Genomic DNA, 22,506 nt, shown 5'->3' with positions numbered 1-22,506 from the left:
ACCGACCGGTTCGCGGGCCTCCGCAAGCAAGAGGGGCGTCAGCCGAAGATCAGGCCCTTGCCCTGGGAAACCGCCTTGGAGTAGCGGTCCTGGATCTCCGCCCAGTTGACGACGTTCCAGAACGCCTTCACGTAGTCGGCCTTGACGTTCTTGTACTGCAGGTAGAAGGCGTGCTCCCACATGTCCAGACCGAGCAGCGGGATGATGCCGAGCGGCACGTTGCCCTGCTGGTCGGTGAGCTGGAAGGTGAGCAGCTTGTTGCCCAGGGTGTCGTAGCCCAGCCAGGCCCAGCCGGAGCCCTGCAGGCCGTTGGCCGCGGCGGAGAACTGCGCGACGAACTTGTCGAAGGAGCCGAACTCCTCGTCGATGGCCGAGGCCAGGTCGCCGACCGGCTTGTCGCCGCCGTCCTTGGACAGGCTCTTCCACCAGATGGTGTGGTTCACGTGGCCACCGAGGTGGAACGCGAGGTTCTTCTCGTTGAGGAAGATGGCGGCGTGGTCGTCCTTGGCCCGCGCCTCTTCCAGCTTCTCGAGGGCAGCGTTGACGCCCGCGACGTAGGCGGCGTGGTGCTTGGTGTGGTGGATCTCGTTGATCTGCCCGGAGATGAAGGGCTCCAGGGCGCTGTAGTCGTAATCGAGTTCTGGCAACGTGTAAACAGCCACGATGTCCCTTTCCGTGTCGGGGCCGCGTGCCCTCGGCATGATCCGAGGCGCACCCAACCATCATTCGTACACCCGCTCGTTCGCAACCGGGCTGCGTGCCCCCGCATTCCGGCCCAGATATATCTCCCACACGTCCCGTAGCCTGGAGTCATGTCGTGGTACGACGAGTTCGTCGGTCGCTTGCGACTGCCGGAGCCGACCATGGTGACTCCCGGGCAAGCCCTGCCCGGGCGTGCCGAACCGCTGGTCGTGCCCGGCAAGCACTGTGTCAGCGGGCATTCCTTCAAACCCCCTTTCCCGGCGGGCACGCAACTCGCGGTGCTGGCCATGGGTTGTTTCTGGGGCGCTGAGCAGGGGTTCTGGGGATTGGAGGGCGTGTACTGCACGGCCGTGGGCTACGCGGGCGGCTTCACCCCGAACCCGACCTACGAGGAAACCTGTTCGGGCCGTACCGGTCACACCGAATCGGTGCTGGTGGTCTTCGATCCGCAGGTGATCGACTACGCCGCGATCCTGCGGCGGTTCTGGGAGCACCACGATCCGACCCAGACCATGCGGCAGGGCAATGATCGTGGCACCCAATACCGTTCGGCCGTCTTCACCTTCGACGACGAGCAGGCGCGGACGGCCGCGGCGTCGCGGGCCGACTATCAGGAACGCTTGTCGGCGGCCGGGTTCGGGGAGATCACCACCGAGATCGCTCCGCTCCCGGACCTTTCCGCGTTCTTCTACGCCGAGGGCTATCACCAGCAGTATCTGGCGAAGAACCCCGGCGGGTACTGCCCCGATCACGCGACCGGGGTGACCGCCGCCTAGAGCGCCGGGACCACGTCCGGCCGCTGGGTGCGCGGGTCGCCCGCGTCGTGGGCCTGCCACCAGCGCACGCCACCGGCGATGAACTCCGGCAACGGGATCGGGTTGCCCTGCTTGTCGGTGACCTCGGCGGCGTCGAACCACACGCGGATGTCGAGTTCGCGCGGGTCGACGCCCTCTTCCTGGCAGAACTCCATCAGGTGGGCGCCGGGTTCGTCACGCAGCACCGTGTCGAAGCTGAGCAGCTTGCGCCACTGGCTCCAGGAGCTGTCGCTGAGGTCGAGGAAGTCCCACCCGTGCAGCGCGCCGCCGCCGAAGCTGTTCACGGCGTCGTGCAGGCCGTCGACGGTGAGCGGGAGCACAACCGGCTCGAGGTCGTCCCAGCGCTGGCGGCGCAGGGAGGCGGCGATCCGGCTGACGCCGAGGAGGTTGAGGTAGATGTCGCAGTCGGCCGGTGGCGGGCCGTCCGCGGGGAGGGTCAAGACGTCCAATTCCAGCCTCAGCGTGGCCGCCGCCGGATCGACGTCGATGCCGAGGCAGGTCGCCTCCGACAGCGCGAGGTTCAGTCCTTTGATATCCAGGCCGCCGAGTAGCCCCCTGCTCACAGTCATAGCGCCAGGCTACCGATCTTGCCCGGCTGGACCGAGGATTTCCGGCTTTATCTAGTTATGTCGTGTTTTCCGGTGCGAATGGAACCGCGGGCCGACCTGCGGCGTCAGACTGGATGAGGCCTTCTGAGACAGGCCTTCGGGTCGGCCGCTCCGGAACGGGGAGGGGACTTCCGGATCGGCCGACCCGGACGAATCAGTCGTCTATCAACCTGTGGATCAGGTTGTGGATTATGTGGATAACTCCCGAAACCAACCCTGTGCAGGTACGGAACTCCACAGCTCCCGCGCGCGCGTGGCAGGATCGAAACCGTGACGAACCCCCACGTGCCCTCGGTGCCTATCGATGAGGTGCCCGCGGAATTCGACGCCGCGGACGGATGGGGCTCCGCCGCGCCCGCCCCGGCCCAGCTCCTCGACGTCCGCGAGGACGACGAGTGGCAGCTCGGCCGCGCGCCCGGCGCCATCCACATCCCCATGACCGACGTCCCCGCCCGGCTCGACGACCTGGACATCGACGCCGAGATCTACGTGATCTGCCGGCAGGGCGGCCGGTCCATCGCGGTGGTGGAGTTCCTGAACCAGATCGGTTACGAGGCGATCAATGTCTCCGGTGGCATGGTGGCCTGGCAGCAGACCGGCCGTCCGCTCACCGGCGACGGTCCCGAGGCGAAGATCTACTAGGCGCGGAGAGGTGGAGCGATGAACGGGGGACAGGTGGGCCGATCGCGATCCGCCGTCGTACAGCCGTGCGCCCGCTGCGGCGCCCGCTGGGCGGTCCAGGGCAAGCCGCTGCACTGGTGCCCGCGCTGCCACGGCGTGCTGCTGTCACCGGCCCCGGTGGACGCGCCCGCCGACCGCCGCAACTACCGCTGGGTGGCCCGCCCGCCGGGCCGCAGATCACCTGCTGCCCAGCCCGTCCGGCGCTCGGGTTCGACGGAGACGCCGCGCTATCAGCAGATTCCGCGCTGGGGATTACACGACCGGCCCGCGGCCGAAGCTCCCGAGCCGCACCGCCCGCTGGCCGCCTGGACCGACCGGTTGGACCGGTTGCTCATCACGACCGCGGCCGTCTTCGTGATGGCGGCCCTGGCCGAATTGGGTCGCTACGGGATCCTGTTGCGCAATCGCACCCGCCTCATCCAGCCCTGGCTGCTGTGGATCTCCGATGCGGCCGTGACCGTGTCGGCGATCCTGGCGCTGGCGCTGGCCCTGCTGTCGGCGGTGGCGCTGGTCGGCTGGCTCGCCGAGACCCGCCGCGCCGCGTACACGAATGTGGGCGAGTCGGATTCGCGGTCGCTGCTGTCGCTGGTGCTCGGCTGTGTGGTGCCGGTCGCGAACCTGATCTGGCCGGGCATCTTCCTGACCGAGGCGGCCCAGCGCACCGGCGACGGTGATCCGCGGCTGCTGCGCGCGGTCCGGATCTGGTGGGCCGCTTGGCTGTCGAACGCGGTGCTGGTGCTGGTGGCGCTGGGCTACCGATTGGCGGATTCGCTGCAGGTGCAGGCCGACGGCGTGCTGGTGGCGATGTGGACGGATCTGGCCGCGGCCGGTGTCGCGGTGGCCTCGCTGGGCCTGGTGCGCGCGTTCGCGGGCCTGGACCTGCAGGGTCGTCCGAAGACGCCGCGCCGCTGGCTGATCGCGACCGGCCCGGCGCGCCCGGTGATCGAGCCCGTGCGGCGCGCGCCCGCCGCCCCGGTCGGGGATGATGCTGTGGTCGGGGATGAGGCCGCCGCCGGGGACGCTGCGCAGGCAGCTCCGGACGCGGAGCAACAGGAGGTAGTGGCGAAGTGAGCCGGGCCAGTCGCGCGCCGTTCGTGGTGGCGCACCGGGGGGCGTCCGCGGCGCGACCCGAACACACCCTCGCCGCCTACGATCTCGCCCTGCAGGAGGGCGCCGACGGCGTCGAATGCGATATCCGCCTGACCCGTGACGGACACCTGGTCTGCGTGCACGACCGCACGGTGGACCGCACCTCGACCGGGATCGGCGCGGTCAGCGAGATGACGCTCGCGGAGCTGAAGGCCCTGAACTTCGGCACCGCCGCGGAACCGGAGGGCGTGCTCACCCTGCGCGAGCTCATCGAGCTGGTGCTGGACTGGAAGAGCCGTCCCACCAAGCTGTTCATCGAGACCAAGCACCCGGTCCGGTACGGCGCGCTGGTCGAGACCACCCTGCTGAACGAGCTGAACCACTACGGCATCGGCGCGCCCGCCTCCGCGGATCACTCACGCGCCGTGGTCATGTCGTTCGCCGCGACCGCGGTCTGGCGCATCCGCCGCGCGGCCCCGCTGTTGCCGACGGTGCTGCTGGGCGAGTCCTCGCTGTATCTGTCCGGCGGCGCGGCGCACACGGTCGGCGCGACCGCCATCGGCCCGTCGGTCCGCACCCTGCGCGAGCACCCGGATCTGGTCGACAAGGCCGCCGCCGCGGGCCGCGCCACCTACGTCTGGACCTGCGACGACCCCGAGGACATCCAGCTCTGCGCCGACCTCGGCGTGGACTGGGTGGCCACCAACCACCCCGCCCGCACCAAGGCCGTGCTCACCACCGCATAACCCTCGCCCTTGCAAGGCGCATTACCCAAGGTTCGCGGCCGTCCCGATTCTGGACTGCGGCTTGATAGACCTCCGCCTTGGAGCGGGGGAGCGAAGCGGAGGAGCGGAGGAGGGAAGAATCGGGACCAGGGGCCGCGAACCCTGCCCGGAGCGGAGCGTAGGGCCAAAGACACAGTAGGTTTGCCAACCATGGGTAAGAGCAAGCGCAACAGTCCCAAGCCGGACTCCAATCGGGCGCAGAAGCTGGCCGCCCGCCGTGCCGAACAGGAGGCGGCGGCGTCGGCCGTGACGCGGCCCTTCGCGGGCTTGGCCGCGGAATGCGATCTGGTCGCGCTACGGGAGTTCGTGCCGTCGGCGACCGCGACCTTGAAGCTGGCGCCGAGCGTCGGCGCGGAGCGTGAGGTCACCCTCGCCACCGTGCTGCCGGGTGCGGTCGCCGCGCTGGTGCGGGCCGGTGACGAGCCGGTCGGTTTCGTTGGCACGCAGGTGCAGTTCCAGTCCGCCGATCCCGCCGCGGATCTGGCCGCCGCCATCCTGTGGACCCAGTCCGCCACCCCCGGCGACTCGCTCGCCTCCGCCAGCGTCGGCGGCGCCCCGCTGACCGAGGTGCTGGATTCCGGTGCGGCCCTGGACCTCACGGTGCACCAGGACTTCAACTGGTGGGTGCCCGCGGGCGTCACCCCGGACCCGCAGGTGGCCGCCACCATCGAGCAGGCCAACCGGGCCATCATGCCGTCGGCTCGCCTGGAGCTGGGCGCGGACGCGACCGGCGCGGCCTGGTGGGTCGACGCCGGCGAGAAGGCACACATCCGCTGGGTGCGCCCCGAGGACGAGGACCAGCTGATGCTGGCCCTGGCCCGCCTGCACGCCGCCGGTGATCTGCATCTGGGCGAGGGTTCGCGGTTCGCGGGCTCGTTCCGCACCCATGGCCTGCTGGTGCCGGTCTTCGACCTGGACCGTGAGCGTCACGCGAGCGAATGGGAAGCTCCCGCACGCGAATTCGGCGCGAAGCTGGCGGCCGCGCTGCAGTCGGACGCCCCGCTGACCTCCGACGAGCGTCGTTCCCGCGACGGCCTGCGTTCGCGTCAGGTCACCTTGCGCTGACCGTCCGCGGATTTCCGCGCGATACGGCAACAGGCCCGGTCCGAAGCGTCGGACCGGGCCTGTGTCGTCTATCCACCGGACGGAGCCGAATCATGTTCGGCCCCACGGGTTATTGCCGTGATTCGCCGGTTACAGCGAGCCACCCGCGGCGTGCGGCGCGCCGGACGCGTCCTTCGGGCTGCTCATTTCCCGCTGCACGAAGTTCTCCAGGTCGAACAGATTCGCGCTGGCCCGCTCGGCGACGGTGAGCAGGGTCTTCATGGTGGCGACTTCCTCGACCTGCTCCTTGAGGAACCACTGCATGAACTGTTCGCCCTGGTAGTCGCCCTCTTCGCGGGCGGTCTTGGCGAGCTGGACGATCTGGTCGGTGACCGACTGCTCCTGCGCGACGGCGAGCGCGATCGGCTCCTTGGCGTTCGCGAAATGCGAAGTGGCGGAATCGACCCCGGGCATCTCGACACTGATGTCCTGGTCGATCAGGTACTGCGCGATCATCATCGCGTGATTGCGCTCTTCCACGGCCTGCTTGTAGAAATACTTGGCCAGGACCGGAAGATCGGCATTGTCGAACCACAATGCCACCGCGATGTACTGGTGCTCGGCATTGAATTCGTTGCGGATCTGATCCTGCAGCAGGGCCTGGAACTTGCTGCGCTTGGTCTGGGTTCGGGTGGACATGCGGAGAACATTAATCCTGGTAAAACCGCGTGTCATCCAAGTGCAGCCTTATTGAGCACAGCCTTATTGAGGCAAGTATTGCCTAAATCGAACTAACTTCCGACCGTGGTGATCAGGTCCGCCGGGATCTGCTGATCCTTGGCCAGCGCGTCGAAGAACGCACTCGCCTTGGTCTTGTCCCAGAGCAGCACATTGCCGCTGCCGGAGACATTCTCGAAGCCGCCGACCGGCACCGTCGTGGTGATCGGATCGCTGCTCAGCGCATTGCCCAGGCCCGCCAGATTCCATATGTGCGCACCGTCGTCGACTTTCAACGCCGAGGTGAGATCCCTTACCAGCGGCCAGGATCGGAACGGATTGGCCAGCGTGGCCGGGCTGGACGCCTTCTTCAACAGCGCGCTGAGGAATTTGCGCTGATTCAGCATGCGATCCAGATCGGCGCGCGGCGTGGCGCGGGAACGGACGAAACCCAGTGCGTTCGGGCCACTCAGGGTCTGGCAGCCCGCCGGCAGATCGATACCCGCCAAGGGGTCCTTCATCGGCTCGTCCAGGCACATATCGATGCCGCCGACCGCGTCCACGATATTGGCGAAGCCGCCGAATCCGATCTGCACGTAGTGGTCGATGTGCACACCGGTCGCGCCTTCCACGGTGCGGGCCAGCAATTTCGCGCCGCCCACCGAGAAAGCGGCATTGAGCTTGTCCTTGCCGACGCCCGGGATGTTCACATACGAGTCGCGCGGCAGGCTGACGAGGGTGGGCCGCCCGGATTTGGGGATGTGGACCAGGATCACGGTGTCGGTGCGTTCGCCCTCCACATCGGACCCGGTGGACAACTCGTCCTCCTGCGCCTGGGAGAGCCCGGCGCGGCTGTCGGATCCGACCAGAAGCCAATTCGTCCCGGGCGTGTCGCCGACCCGTCCGGAATAGTCCGCGAGCGCGTCGATCCGGGTCAGGTGGGTGTCGACGTAAATGGCCGCGGCGATGGGCAGCACGAGCAGCACCACCAGCAGCGACAGGATCCAGCGGAACCAGTGCCGTTTGCGGCGCGGCCGGGCCCCGCGCGGGGGACGCCCGTCGTCGCCGCGGCGCTTGCCGGGCAGTGGCGGCGGGGGAGTGCGGGGCGGGCCCTCGTGGAAGGGGGCCGGCTGCTGGGTGGGCGCGTGTCCCATGGGCGTCGCGGTCCGGGCGGGCATCCGATCACCCTGCGGCGGAACCCGATTCCCCGGGGGTGGCACGCGATTGCCCGGCGGCGGCATCCGGTTCCCGGGCGGTCGCTGTCGCGGGTCCGGGTTCCGGGGCGGCGGCACCTGCGAATACGCCAGGCCCTGACCGGATTCATCGCGTCGGATCACCTGGGTTGGTTCTACCCGCGGCCTGCCGTCGTTAACGGGCGGGTCGTAGTTCCGCGCCCGATCGGGCATGGGCTGCCGTGGAGCCGAAGGCCGCTGTGGTTGCCCGGGATTCGCCATCGGGCGCTGCGGGTGTGCCGGGCGCTCCCCCGGGCGTCCCGGCGGCGGCTCCCGGCGCATCCGTGCAAAGTGCTGGGGGTCGTCGCCGTTCATTACTGGAAACAGTACCGACCGCGCCCGCGCCGCGCCGCTTTCCGGGCGGATTCACGGCAGCCAGGAGACATGTCCGCGCAGGAAGGCGTACCCGAGGTAGGCGATGGTGTCGATGAGGGCGTGTGCGAGCAGCAGCGGCCACAGCCGGTTGGCGCGCTGCCAGTAGCGCCCGAAGATCAACCCCATCACCAGGTTTCCGAGCCCGCCGCCGAGACCCTGGTAGAGGTGGTAGCTGCCGCGCAGTAGCGCCGACGCCAGCAGGGACCGGTTCTCGGTCCAGCCGAGCGCCCGCAGCCGGGTGATGAGATAGGCCACAACGAGCACTTCCTCGGCCGCGGAATTGGCCCAGGCGGCCAGTACCAGCATGGGTAGTCGCCACCAGTGTTCGAGTGAACTGGGGACGATGGTCACACTCACGCCGAGGGCGTGTGCCGCCAGATACAGCCCCAGTCCGGGTATTCCGATCACCGCGGTGAGCAGCAGTCCGGGCAGCACGTCCGCGCGCCAGCGCAGTGACCGCGCCAGTCCGATGGCCCGCGGCGCGATCCCGCTGCGCCACAACAGATATATCCCCAGGGCCGCCCACCCGAGCAGCCGCGCCACGCTCAACAGCTGGAACAGCAGGTCGATGGCCGATTGGGTGGCGCGCGAGGGATTGAGCGCCACCGTCTGCCCGCCGACCCCGCCGGGGGAGAGGGCGCTCTCCAGCAGTGACAGTGCCGCGTTGGCCCCGCTCAGTCCGAAGGTGACGACCAGCACCACCGTGATCTCGAGTGTGATCGCCCGGCGCCCCTGCTCGGACGACTCGGGCGCGGGCCAGACGGGCGCGGGATCAGCCGAAACCATGCCGCCAATCTAGGCGCGGCGGCGTCAGATCCGGTGCATCCCGCCGTGGAAGGGGTTGCCCGCCAAGGCGTGTACCGCGCGGCTGAGCGATTCGATGTCGTCGGCGGGGGCCTCGAAGGGGATGCGGACGTCGTGGTCGGCCTCGATGGCCTCGACGCGCAGGGTGACGCCGTACCGATCGATGGCCAGCGGGTGGATGAGCGCGCCGCGGCGCAGGGCGTGCGGGAGGCGGCGGGCCAGCCGGTCCACCACGTCGGGGTGGTCGGCCTGAAGGTGTTGCAGCCAACCGGCTTCCAGCGCGCAGAACGGGTCGGGCCGGGCGTCGCGGAGTTGTTCGCGGTCGACCGAGGCGGCCCCGGAGGTGTCGGCCACCACGGCGGAGTCGATGACCAGCCGCAGCAGGGTGGCGGTGTGGCCGATGTCGAGCAGGTCGGGGTGCGGGTGGTCGGCGGCGATCGCTCCGGCGAGGGCGCGCTGGGAGTGCGCGGGCACCGCGTGGGCCCAGCCGCGCAGCCAGACCAGGGCGCGGACGCGTTCGCGCAGGGCCAGTGGCGCCTGGTCGGTGAGTTCGAGCACCGCCGGGGAGCCGTTCACGCCGCAGCCGTGCACGAGTCCGGCGGCGGTGGAGTTCATCGGCACCGCCATCACCATGTCGCCGCACTGCCGCAGCAGGTGCACGGAGGTGGGCGCGGGGTCGAGGCCGGGTAGGGCCAGGACCGCGTGTTCGGCGTGCGCGCAGGCGCTGTGCACGCGTTCGGCGGTTGTGGGCGCGACGACCTGGGCCGCGTGCGTCATGGACACCTCCGGGGGTGAATTAGGTAAACCTAAGCTAAGTGACGCAGGTCGCTCGCGCAAGACGTTCCCCGCCGGCCGGGACCGCGCCGTCCCGCCGCACACCCTCGGGGTCGAGGTCAGGTGGCCTGCCGGGGCCATTACCGTGGGAGCGTGCCGCACGATTCATCGCACGCGCCCGAACCGGTCGCGCTGAGCCTGTCCGTCCCGCCGCGCCCGGCGCGCGGGCTCACCGAGGACCTGGTCCGCCCGATCACCGCCGCTCCGGGCGTCGAGGTCCTGGACCTCACCCTCGACGACGAGGCGGTCTCGGAATTCCTGGTGCGAATCGTGCACGGCGACACCGGTTTCGTGGCCCGCACCGACTCCGGCGAGCGCGCCCTGGCCGCTGTCGCCGCGACCGTGGCCGCCCTCTGCGGCGAGGACATCCGCACCGCACTGACCGCCCCCGACACCGCGTTCCTGACGGGCCTGCAGCCGCCCGCCGTCGAGGCCTTCCGTGATGTTCTGCTCGCCATCGAGACCGCGGACGCGGTTGCCGTGCGAACCGGATTGGCGGTTCTGGGCGGCTGAATTCGCCCCGCCGCTGGCCTCCGCCCGGCCCTCCTGGCGTCCGGGCCTGCGGTTTTTATGGCGACACCGAGGATTTCGCCGAAAGTTACCCAGGAGTCGGGCAAAGCGGGAGGTGACCGCGCGCACGCAAGTAATGTCGTAACCGTGCCGCGTATCGCCTACTTCGGGCCGTCGGGAACCTTCACCGAGATGGCCCTCGCCAAACTCGAGTCCACCGGAGCCTTCGATGGACCGGTCGAGCGTATCCCCGCCCCGAGTCAGGGCGCTGCCGTCGAACTGGTGCGCGCCGGCAAGGCGGCGGGCGCGGTGGTGCCGATCGAGAGCTCGGTGGAGGGTTCGATCGCACCCACGCTGGACGCGCTGGCCGTCGGTCCGCGATTACAGATCCTCGCCGAGACCGATCTGGATGTGGCGTTCACGATCGTGGGCCGCCCGGGCATCGCGCTCGACCAGGTCCGCCGCATCGCCGCCTATCCGGTCGCGGCCGCGCAGGTGCGGATGTGGCTGGCCGTGAACATGCCGCTGGCCGAGATGTACACCTCGGCATCGAACGCCGCGGCCGCCGAGGACGTGGTGGCCGGGCACGCCGAGGCCGCGGTCTCCACCGCGCTGGCGGGTGAGCGCCTGGGACTGACCACCCTCGCCGACGGGGTCGCCGACGTGGAACGCGCCGTCACCCGCTTCGTGCTGGTCGCGCCGCCGCAACCGGCCCCGCGACGGACGGGTGCGGATCGCACCTCGATCGTGCTGGAGCTGGCCAACGAACCGGGTTCGCTGATGCGGGCGTTCGCCGAGTTCGCCACCCGCGGTATCGATCTCACCCGCATCGAGTCCCGGCCGACGCGCACCGGCATGGGGACCTATCGCTTCTACCTGGACTGTGTCGGACACATCGACGACACCGCTGTCGCCGAGGCCCTGAAGGCATTGCACCGCACCGCCGCCCGGATCCGGTTCCTCGGTTCCTGGCCCGCCACCGCGGCCACCGGCACCCCGCCGCCACCGGACGCGCCCGCCGCGGCCTGGCTGGCTGATCTGAAGAAGGGGGTGGCCGACCTGTGAGCGGCAAACTCATCCTGGTCCGCCACGGCGAGACCGAAGGCAATGTGGGCAAGATCCTCGACACCCGGCTGCCCGGGCTGCCGCTCACCGAACGCGGTGTGGCCCAGGCGAAGACCTTCGGCGCGAACCTGATCGCGCCGCCGCAACAGCTGTTCTCGTCGCAGGCGCTGCGGGCCCGCCAGACCGGCGGCTACATCGAGTCGGCCACCGGCGTCGCGCTCAACGTGCTCGACGACCTGCAGGAAGTGCAGCTCGGGGACCTGGAGGGCCAGACCAGCCGGGACGCGCACCTGGAATTCCAGAAGGTCTATCACGCCTGGCATTTCGGTGATCTGAGCGTGCGGATCCCGGGCGGCGAATCCGGCGAGGACGTGCTCGCCCGCTACCTGCCCGCACTGCGGCGACTACGCGACGACTACCTGACCAGGCCCGGCGCCGGCGATGTCATCGTGGTCAGCCACGGCGCCGCCATGCGCCTGGTGTCGCGTGAACTCACCGGGGTGCCAAGGCTTTTCGCCGCCAACAATCATCTCGACAACACCGAGACCATCGAGTTGCAGCCGTTCGAGGACGACCGCTGGGAGTGCACCCGCTGGGGCCGCCATCCCGCGCCGTTCACCGGCGCGTTCGCCGCCACCGGCGACGACCCGATGGGCTAGGAGCCGAATTCGGCACGCAGCGGCAGGGATTCGGCGAGATCCCGCAATGCCGTGCGCAGCCGGGCGGGGGTGCCGCTCGCGAAGGACGTCCACTTGGTCCCGTCCTCGGCGGTGGTGGTGATGGCGAGGAACCGGCCGTGACGGGTGTCGTACACGGCGAGGTGGTTCCCGGCGACCTCGCGCACGCCGTCGCCGTAGCGCACGCCGACGATCTCCGCGTGCGCATGCACCCGCACCAGCGCCGCTGCGATGGCCTGCGCGTCCCGCGCCGGATCGCACACCGTGCTCAGGCGGGCAGCCGTGGTGGCGGAGTCGCCCGCGTCGTCGAAGATCGGCACCAGATCCTCGGTGGGCGCGTGCATTCCGGCCAGTGCCAGCGGATCGGCCGGGCCGAGCGCGGCCAGCACGGTGCCGGGGAGATCGTGGCTCGCCTCGTCGAGGACATAGGATCCGGGGCCGCGCAGCGCGACCACGTCGACGTCGTCGCCCCTGGCGATACACAGCCGATTGACCTGGCCCTCGACGTACCAGCGCAACGCCAGCACCCAGTGCGGCCGGTGGAGCACCCGCAGCCGTTCGGCCAATTCCGGATGGACCCGATGGTCCTCGGCGGCCGGATCACCCTCGAGCAGTTCGCGTTCGGCGAGTGCGTCCGCCGCCGCGGCCATGGCGGCATCGTGGTCGGCGGCATGGTCGTAGCGCCCCAGGGCATTCAGCACCACGGGCAGCTCGTCGATACCCGATGTCTCCTGGAGATACCGCATTTCGTCGAGGGACAGTGTGACCGAGCCCAGCGGCGACGGCCCGCGGCCCGCGCCGAGGACGGTCACCGATGCGCCCGGGCAGCGGCATTCGCGTGGATGGCCGCAGGCGCGACCGTCGTGTCCCCGCCGCAGACCGCGTCGCCACCGATGACCGCGGGCGCGACCACCCGCCCGTCCGTGAACACCTCGACCGAGCGGCCGTAGTCGTGGCCGCGGCGCGTCTCGATTTCGTCGCCGCCGTGCTGCCCGAGCACTGAGCCGGTCCCGGTGGAACGGACCAGTGCGGTCGACGCGGGTGTCCCGGCCACACCCCTCGGCTCGGCGGCCGGCGCGGTCGGCGCCGTTGCGCCACTGGGGTTTCCGAGGCCACCGGGTCCGCCGAGGCCCGGTCCCCAGCCCTCGGGCAGACGCAGGGTACCCGCGCCGTTGCCGATACTCACCGATCCGCCGCCGGTGTAGGACACGGCCTGCGTGGACAGCGCCGCCCCGCCGACTCCGGTGGTCGCGACCCCTGTGGCCGCCGTGCCCGCCGGTGCCGGCGTCCCGTATCCCGGCTGTGTCAGGGCGTTGGCTGCGGCCGTGATCGCCGTGCTCGCAACGCTTCCCGCACTCGTGACACCGCCGGTGCTGAACGCGTCCCCACCGGCGTCGGCCGACCCCGCGCCCACCGCGATGGGCGGCGGCATCAGGAATTGGCCGGGTGTGGCGACCATCGAACTCGTCGCCGCCTCATAGGTTTCCATGACCAGCGCGGCCCGGATGTCGAGCGCCAGCTTGGCGGCCTCGGCGGCTTCGGCCGCGCCATCGAGTGCGCCGCCGGACGAGTACGCGGCCACCCGCGCAGTCTCCACCAGCGCGATCTCCGGCAGGCTCGGCATGGCGATGGAGGCCACGGTGTAGGCGGTGGCATGGGCGCCGGCCTTGCCCGCCATCACGCCCGCCATGACCGCCTGCTGTTCGGCCCAGACGGTGAACCCGCCGAGCCGGGCCAGCACGGCAAGCCCGTTGACGCCCTCGAGCCCGACCCCGATCTCGGCCATCACCCGCGCCACCGTCGTGGTGGCGTCCACCCAGGCGGCGGAGAGGCCGCCCCAGGCGCCGCCCGCGGCCGCGATCGGAATCGCGTGCGCCCCGGTGTTGAGTGAGAGGGAGTTGATCTCGGCCATGCGGGGCAGCCAGCACACCCCGGTGATCCCCAATGTCATGCGTTTCTTCCCTTACACCCGGATCGCCGCGAGAGCGGCCGCCCGCATGGCGTCGTGGGCCAGGTACTGGGCCAGCTGGCCGCGCAGGGTGGCGGCGGCGTGGTGCAGTTCGAGAATGCCCTGGGCGAGGGACCGGTCATGGGTCAGCGCGGCGGTGTTGAAATGCGCGGCGGCCAGGGAGGACACCTCTTCGGTGCCGGAGGGGAGCACGTGGGTCGCCGGCGCGGTCGCGCTCGCGGCGGCGGCCAGGCGTTCGGCGAGCAGATCGAGTTCCAGGGCGGCCGCGAGGATCACCTCGGGCTGCACGAGCACATGGCCAACCATGATCAGGCCCCTCTCTACGTTCTATCCCCGGTTATGAGGCTTGGACGCAGAGGTTCGCCGGTCGGTTCCCCCGGATCAGCCCCATCCCAGCTGATGGAGGCGCTCGTCGTCGATCCCGAAATAGTGCGCTATCTCGTGAATCACCGTGATCGCCACCTCTTCGACCACCTCGTCTTCGCTGCCGCACATCTCGAGGATGGCGTCGCGATAGATGGTGATGGTGTCCGGCAGGGCGCCCCCGTAGTGGCTGAAGTCCCGATCGGTGAGGGCGATGCCGTGGTAGAGACCGAGCAGGTGGGGGTCCTCGTCACTGCGCGCTTCGATGAGGACCACCACATTGTCGATCGCCCGGGCCAGCTCCGGCGGAATCAGGTCGAGCGCGTCGCCGACCAGCTCCTCGAAGCGGTCGTCGGACATCGAGACGGGCATGACTGCGTTGTCCCCCCGGAACTAGCGTGGCTGGGGGATGACCGGCGGCACCGCGCCGGGCAGCGGCGGCGGGGTGTAGCGGCCGTTGTTGGGCGGCGGCACCGGGGCCTGACCGTCGATCTGGATGTCGCCCTTGGCCGATCCGGTGATGGCCGCGAAGCCCTCCTGGTCCGCGCCCTTGCCGACCAGGCAGTTGAGGCTGCGGCTGCCGGCCACCCAGCTGCGGGTGTCGAGCGCGTCCCAGAACAGGGTGAGGGTCTTGTTGCGCAGCGCGTCGGGGGAGCCGAGGTAGTCGGTGGCGTCCTTGGCGCACTGGTCTTCCATGTACTTGTCCTGCTCGTCCTTCGATGGCGGGCCGCCGTTGAAGTGGGTGGCCAGGTCCACGGTGGAGACGATCTCGAAGGCGTGCGGCTGGCTGCAGTCGACCGGGTCGGTGGGCAGGTTCGACTTGATGCCGATGCAGGTGCCCACGTCGTAGACCTTGGACTGGTTGATGTCGCGCACGCTGCCGGTGATGGGCTTGGTGGCCAGGCCCTGGCTGCCGGAGACCTGCAGGCCGCAGCGCAGCGTGCGCTCGCCCGCCTTCCAGCCCGCCTCACCCGGATTGATCAGGCCGACGACGAATTTGCCGCGCGGGTCGAGCCGACCGCCGAGGTACTCCTGGGCGGCGGACACGCAGTGCTCGTCGCGCAGTTCGGAGAAGCGCAGCGAGTCCGGGAAGCGGGAGCCGGGCCCGAACTCCTTGCCCGGGTACTTGCTCAGGTCGATGTCGGCGGTCACCTCGAACAGGTGCTTGCCGCCGCACTCCACCTTGGACAGGTCGCTGGCATTGGACTTGGTCCAGGTCAGGCAGTCGCCCTCCTTGGCGGTGCCGAAGGCCGCGCCCGCGACCGCGCCGGTGGGCTGTGCGGCCCCCGGTGCGTGCGCCTTCACCCGGTTGGAGTCGAAGCCGTGCGAGACGAACATGGTGATGAGCACGGCGAGCGTGACGCCGACCGCCATGGCCAGCAGCCCCCACCGCACGGTGGATGCCGAGAGCGGACCGTTCTTGTCCAGCTGGGCTTCCACCGCGCGGAAGGGAGTCAGCAAACGATCCATCGCCGTCGGCTTGTGACGGGACGGCGGCCCTTGGCGCTGCGAGGACTGCGAGGACCACTGCGAAGGCGTCTTTTGCTCAGGCATCGCAGCCGAGCTTAATTGCCTCCGCTTCGCTCCGGCTGGTTCGCGGCCCCGCGGTCTCGATTCTTCCCTCCTCCGCTCCTCCGCTCCGTCCGTCCAGAATCGAGACGGCCGCGAACCCGCGGGCGCTGTTTCAGCCCGTGAGCGGGGGCAGGACCGTTAAGACAAGATCAGGTCAGCCGCCTTCTCGCCGATCATGACGGCCGGGGCGTGGGTGTGGCCGCGGGTGATCATCGGCATCACCGAGGTGTCGGCGACGCGCAGGCCCTCGATGCCGCGCACCCGCAGTTGCGGGTCCACCACGCTGGATTCGTCGCGGCTCATCGCGCAGGTGCCGACCGGGTGGTACAGCGTGTGCGAGTGGTCCTCGAGGCAGCGGCGCAGCACCTCGTCCAGCGCGGTGTCGGACGGGACGGCGGGTTGCATGAGTTCGCCGATGTGTTCCTTCAATGAGGGCTGGTTGGCGATTTCGACGCAGGTGCGCAGGCCCGCGAGCAGGGCGGCGCGGTCGGCCGGTTCGGCGCAGTAGCGCGGGTTGATGCGCGGCGCGACGAACGGATCCGGCGAGGTGATGGAGACGCTGCCGATGGATTCCGGCTTGAGCAGCACCGCGGCGAAGGTGAGCGCGTGCCCGTCGGGTTCGCCCAGGCCCTCGGCGATGTAGGGGGCGGGCGCGAAGATGAGTTCCAGGTCGGGCAGGTCGAGGCCCTCGCGGCTGCGCGTGAACCCGTACGCCTCACCGATGTTGGAGGTGAGCTGCCCGCGCCGCAGCACGAAGTAGTTGGCGAGTTCGAGCAGGTTCTTGTCCGCGCCGTAGAGGCTGCCGCCGGTGGTGCGGTAGACGATGGGGGCGGCCAGGTGGTCGCGCAGGCCGCGCCCGACCTCGGGCAGGTGCCGCACCACGGGGATGCCGAGTTCCTGTAGCCGGTCGCCATCGCCGATGCCGGACAGTTCGAGCAGCTGCGGGCTGTTGATCGCGCCGCCGGACAGGATGACCTCGCGTTTGGCGCTGATCTGCTTGGTCTCGCCGCCGATCCGGAATTCCACGCCGATGGCGCGGGTGCCCTCGAACAGCACCCGGGTGGCGTGCGCGTCGGTGACGACGGTGAGGTTGCGTCCTTGCTGGCGGGCGGGCCGCAGGTAGGCGTCGGCGGTGCTCCAGCGGGCGCCGCGCTTCTGCGTCACCATGGTCTGCGAGAACCCTTGCGGCCGATCGCTGTTGGCGCGTTCGACCGGGTATCCGGCTTCGGCGGCGGCCTGCAGGTAGGCGTGGGTGAGGGCACGGGGGCTGCGCTGGCGGGAGATGTGCAGCGGTCCCTTGCGGCCTTCGCCGGGCTCGCTGGCCTCTTCCACGGATTCGATTCGCTGGAAGTAGGGCAGCACGTTGTCGAAGGACCATTCGGGTCCGGCGTAGCGGGCCCATTCGTCGTAGTCGGCGGCGAAGCCGCGCACCCACATCATGGCGTTCATGGAGGAGGATCCGCCGAGCATCTTGCCGCGTGGCCAGTAGACGCGCCGGTTGCTGAGTTCGGGCTGGGTCTCGGTCCGGTAGTTCCAGTCGTTGTCGCCCTGGAACAGCTGGTTGAACGCCGCGGGGATGTGCGCGAACTTGTCGTTGTCCTCACCGCCGGCCTCCAGGACCACGACGCTGACGCCGGGTCGCTCACTCAGTTTCGCGGCCAGTGCGGCCCCCGCCGATCCGGCACCGACTACGACGAAATCGGCGGTGTGCGGGGTGTATTGGGGCATGGTGACTCCTCGGAAAGACCACGGCGGAGCCCGTCCCGGGCCCCGGCCGTCCCATCGGGGTAACCCTATGGCGGAAATCACCGGGTCGTGGGGTGGATGGCCCGGATGGATCGGATCAACTCAAAGGTCCGCGGCCGTCCCGATTCTGGACTGACGGAGCGGGGGAGCGAAGCGGAGGAGCGGAGGAGGGAAGAATCGGGACCAGAGGCCGCGAACCCGCCGGAGCGCAGCGGAGGCAGTCAAACTAGGCTGAATACTCATGATCGACCTTCGATTCCTGCGGGAGAACCCCGACGTGGTCCGTGCTTCGCAGCGTGCTCGCGGTGAGGACCCGTCCCTGGTGGATGCCCTGCTCGAGGCGGATGCCGCCCGTCGCGCGGCGGTCGCGACGGCCGACAATCTGCGCGCCGAGCAGAAGGCCCTGGGTAAGAAGGTCGGCAAGGCTTCCAAGGAGGAGCGCCCGGCGCTGCTGCAGGTGGGCCAGGAGCTGTCGGCGAAGGTGAAGGAGGCCGAAGCGGCGGAGAACGCCGCGGACGCCGACCTCGACGCCGCCCAGCGCGCGCTGTCGAATGTGGTGCAGGAGGGCGCGCCCGCCGGCGGCGAGGACGACTACATCGTGCTCGACACGGTCGGCACGCCGCGCGAGTTCGATTTCGAGCCGAAGGACCACCTGGATCTGGGTGAGTCGCTGGGCCTGATCGATATGGAACGCGGCGCGAAGGTGTCGGGTTCGCGGTTCTACTTCCTGACCGGCAACGGCGCGCTGCTGCAGCTGGGCCTGTTGCAGCTGGCCGCGCAGAAGGCGACGGCGAACGGTTTCACCATGATGATCCCGCCGGTGCTGGTGCGCCCGGAGATCATGCAGGGCACCGGCTTCCTGGGTCAGCATTCGGCCGAGGTCTACCACCTCGAGGACGATGACCTGTACCTGGTCGGCACCTCGGAGGTGCCGCTGGCGGGTTATCACTCGGGCGAGATCCTGGATCTGAGCGGCGGTCCCAAGCGCTACGCCGGCTGGTCGTCGTGCTTCCGCCGGGAGGCGGGCAGCTACGGCAAGGACACTCGCGGCATCATCCGCGTGCACCAGTTCGACAAGGTGGAGATGTTCGTCTACACCACCCCGGAGCAGGCCGACGAGGAACACCGGCGGCTGCTGGCCTGGGAGCGGGAGATGCTGGCCGCCATCGAGGTGCCCTACCGGGTGATCGATGTGGCGGCGGGCGATCTGGGTAGCTCGGCGGCCCGCAAATTCGATTGCGAGGCTTGGGTTCCCACTCAGCAGACCTACCGCGAACTCACCTCGACCTCGAACTGCACGACGTTCCAGGCCCGTCGCCTGAACGTCCGGTACCGGGACGAGAACGGCAAGCCGCAGATCGCCGCCACCCTGAACGGCACATTGGCGACAACGCGCTGGATTGTCGCGCTGCTGGAAAACCATCAGCAAGCGGACGGTTCGGTACGAGTGCCCGCTGCGCTGGTGCCTTTCGTCGGCGCCGAGGTTTTGGAGCCGCGCTGAGTATTCGCTACTCGGCGTGGCTTATTCCGCCGGATGTGTCTACCGCTGGCTGGGCTTGTGGCTAGGCTGGGCAGCGTGCGAGGAATCGGGTCTCGCGGCGATGCCCGAACCCGGGTCCGGGCGGCATCGGCGCTGGCGACGGCAATGGTCATGGCTCGGACCACCGGGGCGTTCTACGTCATGGGTGGCTTTCTGGGTCTTGTCCTGACCGCCGTCGCTCCGGGTGATGAGGGCAATCGGCCGCTGGTGGGCGTGGCGGCGTTCGTGGCGCTGCTGCTGGGCATCAGCCTGCTCATCTGGGGTCCGAGGCTGCCGCATTCGGTGCATCACGCCTATGTGGCGACGGCGACGGTGCTGGTGACCGTTGCGGTGCACTGGTTTCCGAACACGGTCGGCGCGATCAGCCTGGCCGCGTTCTATGTGTTCGTGGCCTGTGACGCCGCGATCTTCTTCTCGTGGCGCTGGCTGGGCGCGCATCTGGCGTTCGCCATAGCCTGCTGTCTCTGGGTGGTGCCGTCGCGCGGGCTGCCGTGGTGGTCGGGCATCATTCCGGCGGGTATCACCTTCGGAATCGGCATCGTGGTCGGCATTTTGACGCGCATGGCGTCCGACGCCGACATCGATGTGCTGACCCGTCTGCTGAACCGCCGCGGTTTCGACCGCGCGTTGAGCAATGCCATCGCGCACGCCACCCGTACGGGTCAGGGTCTGGCCCTGGTGCTGATGGACCTGGACCGCTTCCAGAAGATCAACGACCATCTGGGTCACCGGGCCGGTGACGCCGTGCTGCAGCGGGTGGCCGACACCTGGTCGAAACTGCTTGCGCCGGATCAGCGCCTGGCCCGCTACGGCGGTGACGCGTTCGCGCTGCTGCTGCCCGGCACCACCGAGCAGGCCGCGATCCTGTTGACCGAGGAGCTGCGGGCCGCCGTCACTACCGGTTGTTCGGCGGGCGTGACGTCGTGGCAGCCTGGTGAATCCGGTTCGCTGCTGGTGTCGCGTGCGGATGTGGGTCTGTACCGGGCCAAGCAGGCGGGCCGTAATCGCACGGTGCTGGAGTCGTCGCGGCAGCTGCCGCTGGCGGTGGAGTTGCGTGAGGCCATCGACCGCGGCACCCTGGATGTGCAGTACCAGCCGATCGTGAGTCTCACCGACGGCGATACCCGCGCGGTCGGCGTGGAAGCCTTGCTGCGCTGGTCTTCTCACGCGCAGCCGGAGGTCACCACGGAGGGCCTGATCCGGGTCGCCGAGGAATACGACCTCATCTCCGATCTGGACGAGCTGGTGTTGCGTCGCGCCTGCGCCGACGCCGCCCGCCTGCAGGAGACGTTCGCTCAGCTGGACCTGACTCTGAACGTCAATGTCAGCGGCCTGGAGTTGGCCGAGTCCGAGTACGCCGCCCGGGTTTCCGGCATTCTCGAGGAAACCGGCTGGCCCGCCGAGCAACTGGTGCTCGAGGTGACCGAGAGCGAGCTGGCGGCCGAGTCCGAGACCGCGATCGCGAACCTGCACAAGCTGCGTGAGTTCGGCGTCCGTATCGCCATCGACGATTTCGGCACCGGCTACTCCTCGCTGAGCCGCCTGGCCACCCTGCCCTCGGACATCCTCAAGGTGGACCAGTCCTTCGTGGCGTCGATCCGCTCCGATTCCCCCGCCCCGCCGCTGCTGGGCGTGATCGCGGCGTTGAGCAAGTCCCTGGACCTGCAGGTGATCGCCGAGGGTGTGGAGACCGAATACCAGGCCGCGGTCCTCACCGAGCTCGGTTTCGCTCTCGCCCAGGGCTACCACTACAGCGACGAGCACCCGGTCACCGAGCTCATCAATGACCTCAACGAACGCCCGGGTCTGGTCGGCGCGTCGGTGTCGGAGGGCGAGCCGTCCAGCAACGGCTGGATCCCCATCGATAATCCGCTTGACGGTGGTACCCCCGGCGCGCAGAGTTGATCCCATGCGGATGCTGATCTACGCCTGTTGATTCGTCCTTCGTAGTGCTCTGCCCCGCACCGAGCGTGCGGGCTCGATGCACGCACTCACCTTCCGGGCGGTCCTGTTCGCGTTCACCGCGGACCTGATCCCGCTCTACGCGATCTACGCCCTGCTGTTCGCCGATTACGGCCTGAACGCCGCGCAGATCTCCTCGCTGTTCGCGATCTGGTCGGCAACCGCGTTCATCCTGGAGATCCCCTCCGGAGCCTGGGCCGACACCGTGTCGCGGCGCGGCCTGCTCGTGTTGTCCGGCGCGCTCCTGGCGGCAGGCTTCGCGGTCTGGACCCTGTACCCGTCCTACCTGGGCTTCGCCGCCGGCTTCATGCTCTGGGGCGCGTCCGGCGCCCTCCGATCGGGCACCTTCGAGGCCCTGATCTACGACGACCTGCATGCCCGCGCCGCAACCGTCGAATACCCGCGCCTGATGGGCTACGTCCGCGCCGCTACCGAAGCGGCCGCGCTCGCAGGCATTCTCGCGGCCGCACCGCTCTACGCTTGGGGCGGTTACGCCCTGGTCGCCTGGTCCAGCGTCGCGATCGCCGCCGTGCACACCGTGACCGCGGTCCTGCTGCCCAGTGCGCCGAAGTCGATATCCGCCGCGACTGTCGAGGACCTCGAGGGCGTCGACGATGACGATCCGGATCCCGCCGCGGAGTCTCGCCTGCCACGAGCCTCGGCAGCCTCGGAACCTGTTGGCTACCTGGCGATGCTGCGCGCAGGACTACGAGAAGCACTGCATGTCAGGCTGATTCGCCGAGGAGTCATCCTGGTCGCCCTGCTGAACGGCATCACCGCCTTCGACGAGTACTTCTCCCTACTCGCCGACCACGCCGGCGCCGGACCGTCCCTGGCCGCGGTGCTGGTCGGCGTCACTGTCGCCGGCTCCCTGGCCGGCGCGATGCTGGTGGGCCGTACCGAGCGGACGTCGGCCCGAGGCATGGCATCGGCCCTGACAGTCGCGGGCGTCCTGTTCATCGCCGGCGCGCTGCTGGCGGGCTCGGCCGCCGCCCACCCGACCTCTCTGTATGTCCTGACCGCCGTGGGCTTTTCAGCGGTGGGCATCGCCTACGGCATCGACTACAATGCCGACGTTATCGCCTCGGCCCGCCTGCAGGACGCCATCACCGGCCAGGCCCGAGCCACGGTCACCTCGGTCGCGGGCTTCACCACCGAGGTGATCGCCCTGCTGGTCTTCGCTTTCGCAGCCGTCGCCACCACCTGGCTCCCCTTGCCGTTCGTGGTCGCCGCGCTGGGTATCCCTCTCCTCCTGGCCGCCGCCCTGACCCCCACCTGGCTTCCGCTCCAGTCCCACACCAGATCTCTTGCGGCCGAGCACGACTAGGCCGTGTTTTGAAAGTAGTTCGTGTGGAGGGGTGCCGCGAAGCGGCACCCCTCCACACGTGAGCTGGAAAGCGCTGTCCACGTTGGCAA

General features: G+C 69.5%; 23 protein-coding genes. 11 read left to right on the top strand and 12 right to left on the bottom strand.

Translation table 11 applies throughout. The annotated features are described in order from the left end of the window. Positions 1-38: 38 nt before the first annotated feature. The gene (locus ACFYTS_RS15560) at positions 39-662 is read right to left on the bottom strand and encodes a superoxide dismutase (RefSeq protein ID WP_357275029.1); all 624 of its coding nucleotides are present in this window, start codon (positions 660-662) and stop codon (positions 39-41) included. Positions 663-812: 150 nt separating this feature from the next. Between ACFYTS_RS15560 and msrA the strand changes: the two genes are divergently transcribed. Beyond that, positions 813-1,478 (top strand): peptide-methionine (S)-S-oxide reductase MsrA, encoded by a 666-nt coding sequence (gene msrA, locus ACFYTS_RS15555; protein ID WP_357275033.1) that lies wholly within the window; start codon positions 813-815, stop codon positions 1,476-1,478. Here the strand turns inward: msrA and ACFYTS_RS15550 are convergent. Further along, a complete protein-coding gene (locus ACFYTS_RS15550) occupies positions 1,475-2,086 on the bottom strand; it encodes a hypothetical protein (protein ID WP_357275035.1) in 612 nt (203 codons plus the stop codon). The two genes, msrA and ACFYTS_RS15550, sit on opposite strands and share 4 nt — an antisense overlap. 309 nt (positions 2,087-2,395) lie before the next feature. On the opposite strand from ACFYTS_RS15550, the gene ACFYTS_RS15545 reads away from it, so the two are divergent. From ACFYTS_RS15545 to ACFYTS_RS15530, 4 genes are all read left to right on the top strand, one after another. After that, positions 2,396-2,767: a rhodanese-like domain-containing protein gene (locus ACFYTS_RS15545; RefSeq protein WP_387304689.1), complete on the top strand. Its 372-nt coding sequence runs from the start codon at positions 2,396-2,398 to the stop codon at positions 2,765-2,767. Between the two features lie 18 nt (positions 2,768-2,785). Beyond that, positions 2,786-3,877, top strand: a complete 1,092-nt coding sequence (locus tag ACFYTS_RS15540) for a DUF4328 domain-containing protein (RefSeq protein ID WP_387304686.1) — start codon at positions 2,786-2,788, stop codon at positions 3,875-3,877. Further along, positions 3,874-4,641 carry a glycerophosphodiester phosphodiesterase gene (locus ACFYTS_RS15535; protein WP_387304684.1) on the top strand — a complete coding sequence of 256 codons (768 nt, stop codon included), beginning with the start codon at positions 3,874-3,876 and terminating at the stop codon, positions 4,639-4,641. Before ACFYTS_RS15540 ends, ACFYTS_RS15535 begins: the two co-directional genes overlap by 4 nt. A 189-nt stretch (positions 4,642-4,830) precedes the next feature. After that, on the top strand, positions 4,831-5,745 hold the full coding sequence (locus ACFYTS_RS15530; RefSeq protein WP_387304682.1) for a DUF5926 family protein: 915 nt from the start codon (positions 4,831-4,833) through the stop codon (positions 5,743-5,745). Between the two features lie 129 nt (positions 5,746-5,874). On the opposite strand, the gene ACFYTS_RS15525 is transcribed toward ACFYTS_RS15530, so the two are convergent. The 4 genes from ACFYTS_RS15525 to ACFYTS_RS15510 all read right to left on the bottom strand — a co-directional run bounded on the left by ACFYTS_RS15525 (position 5,875) and on the right by ACFYTS_RS15510 (position 9,629). Beyond that, positions 5,875-6,423, bottom strand: a complete 549-nt coding sequence (locus ACFYTS_RS15525) for a ferritin (RefSeq protein ID WP_357088354.1) — start codon at positions 6,421-6,423, stop codon at positions 5,875-5,877. A 92-nt stretch (positions 6,424-6,515) separates the two neighbouring features. Next, positions 6,516-7,988, bottom strand: coding sequence for an LCP family protein (locus ACFYTS_RS15520; RefSeq protein ID WP_387304680.1), 1,473 nt, complete (start codon positions 7,986-7,988; stop codon positions 6,516-6,518). A 51-nt stretch (positions 7,989-8,039) separates the two neighbouring features. Beyond that, positions 8,040-8,834 (bottom strand): CPBP family intramembrane glutamic endopeptidase, encoded by a 795-nt coding sequence (locus ACFYTS_RS15515; protein WP_387304677.1) that lies wholly within the window; start codon positions 8,832-8,834, stop codon positions 8,040-8,042. A 24-nt stretch (positions 8,835-8,858) separates the two neighbouring features. Continuing rightward, positions 8,859-9,629 (bottom strand): DUF2470 domain-containing protein, encoded by a 771-nt coding sequence (locus tag ACFYTS_RS15510; protein ID WP_387304674.1) that lies wholly within the window; start codon positions 9,627-9,629, stop codon positions 8,859-8,861. A gap of 150 nt (positions 9,630-9,779) precedes the next feature. On the opposite strand from ACFYTS_RS15510, the gene ACFYTS_RS15505 reads away from it, so the two are divergent. From ACFYTS_RS15505 to ACFYTS_RS15495, 3 genes are all read left to right on the top strand, one after another. After that, positions 9,780-10,199 (top strand): hypothetical protein, encoded by a 420-nt coding sequence (locus ACFYTS_RS15505; RefSeq protein ID WP_357275051.1) that lies wholly within the window; start codon positions 9,780-9,782, stop codon positions 10,197-10,199. A gap of 144 nt (positions 10,200-10,343) precedes the next feature. After that, positions 10,344-11,261, top strand: coding sequence for a prephenate dehydratase (gene pheA / locus ACFYTS_RS15500; protein WP_357275053.1), 918 nt, complete (start codon positions 10,344-10,346; stop codon positions 11,259-11,261). Further along, a complete protein-coding gene (locus tag ACFYTS_RS15495; protein ID WP_357275056.1) occupies positions 11,258-11,920 on the top strand; it encodes a histidine phosphatase family protein in 663 nt (220 codons plus the stop codon). Before pheA ends, ACFYTS_RS15495 begins: the two co-directional genes overlap by 4 nt. On the opposite strand, the gene ACFYTS_RS15490 is transcribed toward ACFYTS_RS15495, so the two are convergent. From ACFYTS_RS15490 to ACFYTS_RS15465, 6 genes are all read right to left on the bottom strand, one after another. Then, a complete protein-coding gene (locus tag ACFYTS_RS15490) occupies positions 11,917-12,750 on the bottom strand; it encodes an ESX secretion-associated protein EspG (RefSeq protein WP_387304670.1) in 834 nt (277 codons plus the stop codon). The genes ACFYTS_RS15495 and ACFYTS_RS15490 overlap by 4 nt on opposite strands. Then, positions 12,747-13,889 carry a PPE domain-containing protein gene (locus ACFYTS_RS15485; protein WP_387304668.1) on the bottom strand — a complete coding sequence of 381 codons (1,143 nt, stop codon included), beginning with the start codon at positions 13,887-13,889 and terminating at the stop codon, positions 12,747-12,749. Before ACFYTS_RS15485 ends, ACFYTS_RS15490 begins: the two co-directional genes overlap by 4 nt. A 12-nt stretch (positions 13,890-13,901) precedes the next feature. Next, positions 13,902-14,213 carry a PE family protein gene (locus ACFYTS_RS15480; RefSeq protein ID WP_387304665.1) on the bottom strand — a complete coding sequence of 104 codons (312 nt, stop codon included), beginning with the start codon at positions 14,211-14,213 and terminating at the stop codon, positions 13,902-13,904. Positions 14,214-14,288: 75 nt separating this feature from the next. After that, entirely contained in the window at positions 14,289-14,642 is a 354-nt protein-coding gene (locus ACFYTS_RS15475; RefSeq protein WP_379103137.1) for a metallopeptidase family protein, read from the bottom strand. Between the two features lie 21 nt (positions 14,643-14,663). Further along, on the bottom strand, positions 14,664-15,740 hold the full coding sequence (locus ACFYTS_RS15470) for a septum formation family protein (protein ID WP_387305146.1): 1,077 nt from the start codon (positions 15,738-15,740) through the stop codon (positions 14,664-14,666). Positions 15,741-15,980: 240 nt separating this feature from the next. After that, positions 15,981-17,570 (bottom strand): GMC family oxidoreductase N-terminal domain-containing protein, encoded by a 1,590-nt coding sequence (locus ACFYTS_RS15465; protein WP_357275069.1) that lies wholly within the window; start codon positions 17,568-17,570, stop codon positions 15,981-15,983. 259 nt (positions 17,571-17,829) lie between these two features. Between ACFYTS_RS15465 and serS the strand changes: the two genes are divergently transcribed. From serS to ACFYTS_RS15450, 3 genes are all read left to right on the top strand, one after another. Next, the gene (gene serS / locus ACFYTS_RS15460) at positions 17,830-19,089 is read left to right on the top strand and encodes a serine--tRNA ligase (protein ID WP_357275072.1); all 1,260 of its coding nucleotides are present in this window, start codon (positions 17,830-17,832) and stop codon (positions 19,087-19,089) included. A gap of 150 nt (positions 19,090-19,239) precedes the next feature. After that, on the top strand, positions 19,240-21,033 hold the full coding sequence (locus ACFYTS_RS15455) for a bifunctional diguanylate cyclase/phosphodiesterase (RefSeq protein ID WP_357275074.1): 1,794 nt from the start codon (positions 19,240-19,242) through the stop codon (positions 21,031-21,033). Between the two features lie 76 nt (positions 21,034-21,109). Continuing rightward, entirely contained in the window at positions 21,110-22,417 is a 1,308-nt protein-coding gene (locus tag ACFYTS_RS15450; RefSeq protein WP_387304661.1) for an MFS transporter, read from the top strand. Positions 22,418-22,506 lie beyond the last annotated feature (89 nt).

The sequence above is a fragment of the Nocardia sp. NPDC004151 genome (genome assembly GCF_042874235.1).
GTDB lineage: Bacteria > Actinomycetota > Actinomycetes > Mycobacteriales > Mycobacteriaceae > Nocardia.
This window is presented reverse-complemented; position numbering and strand designations above follow the sequence as displayed.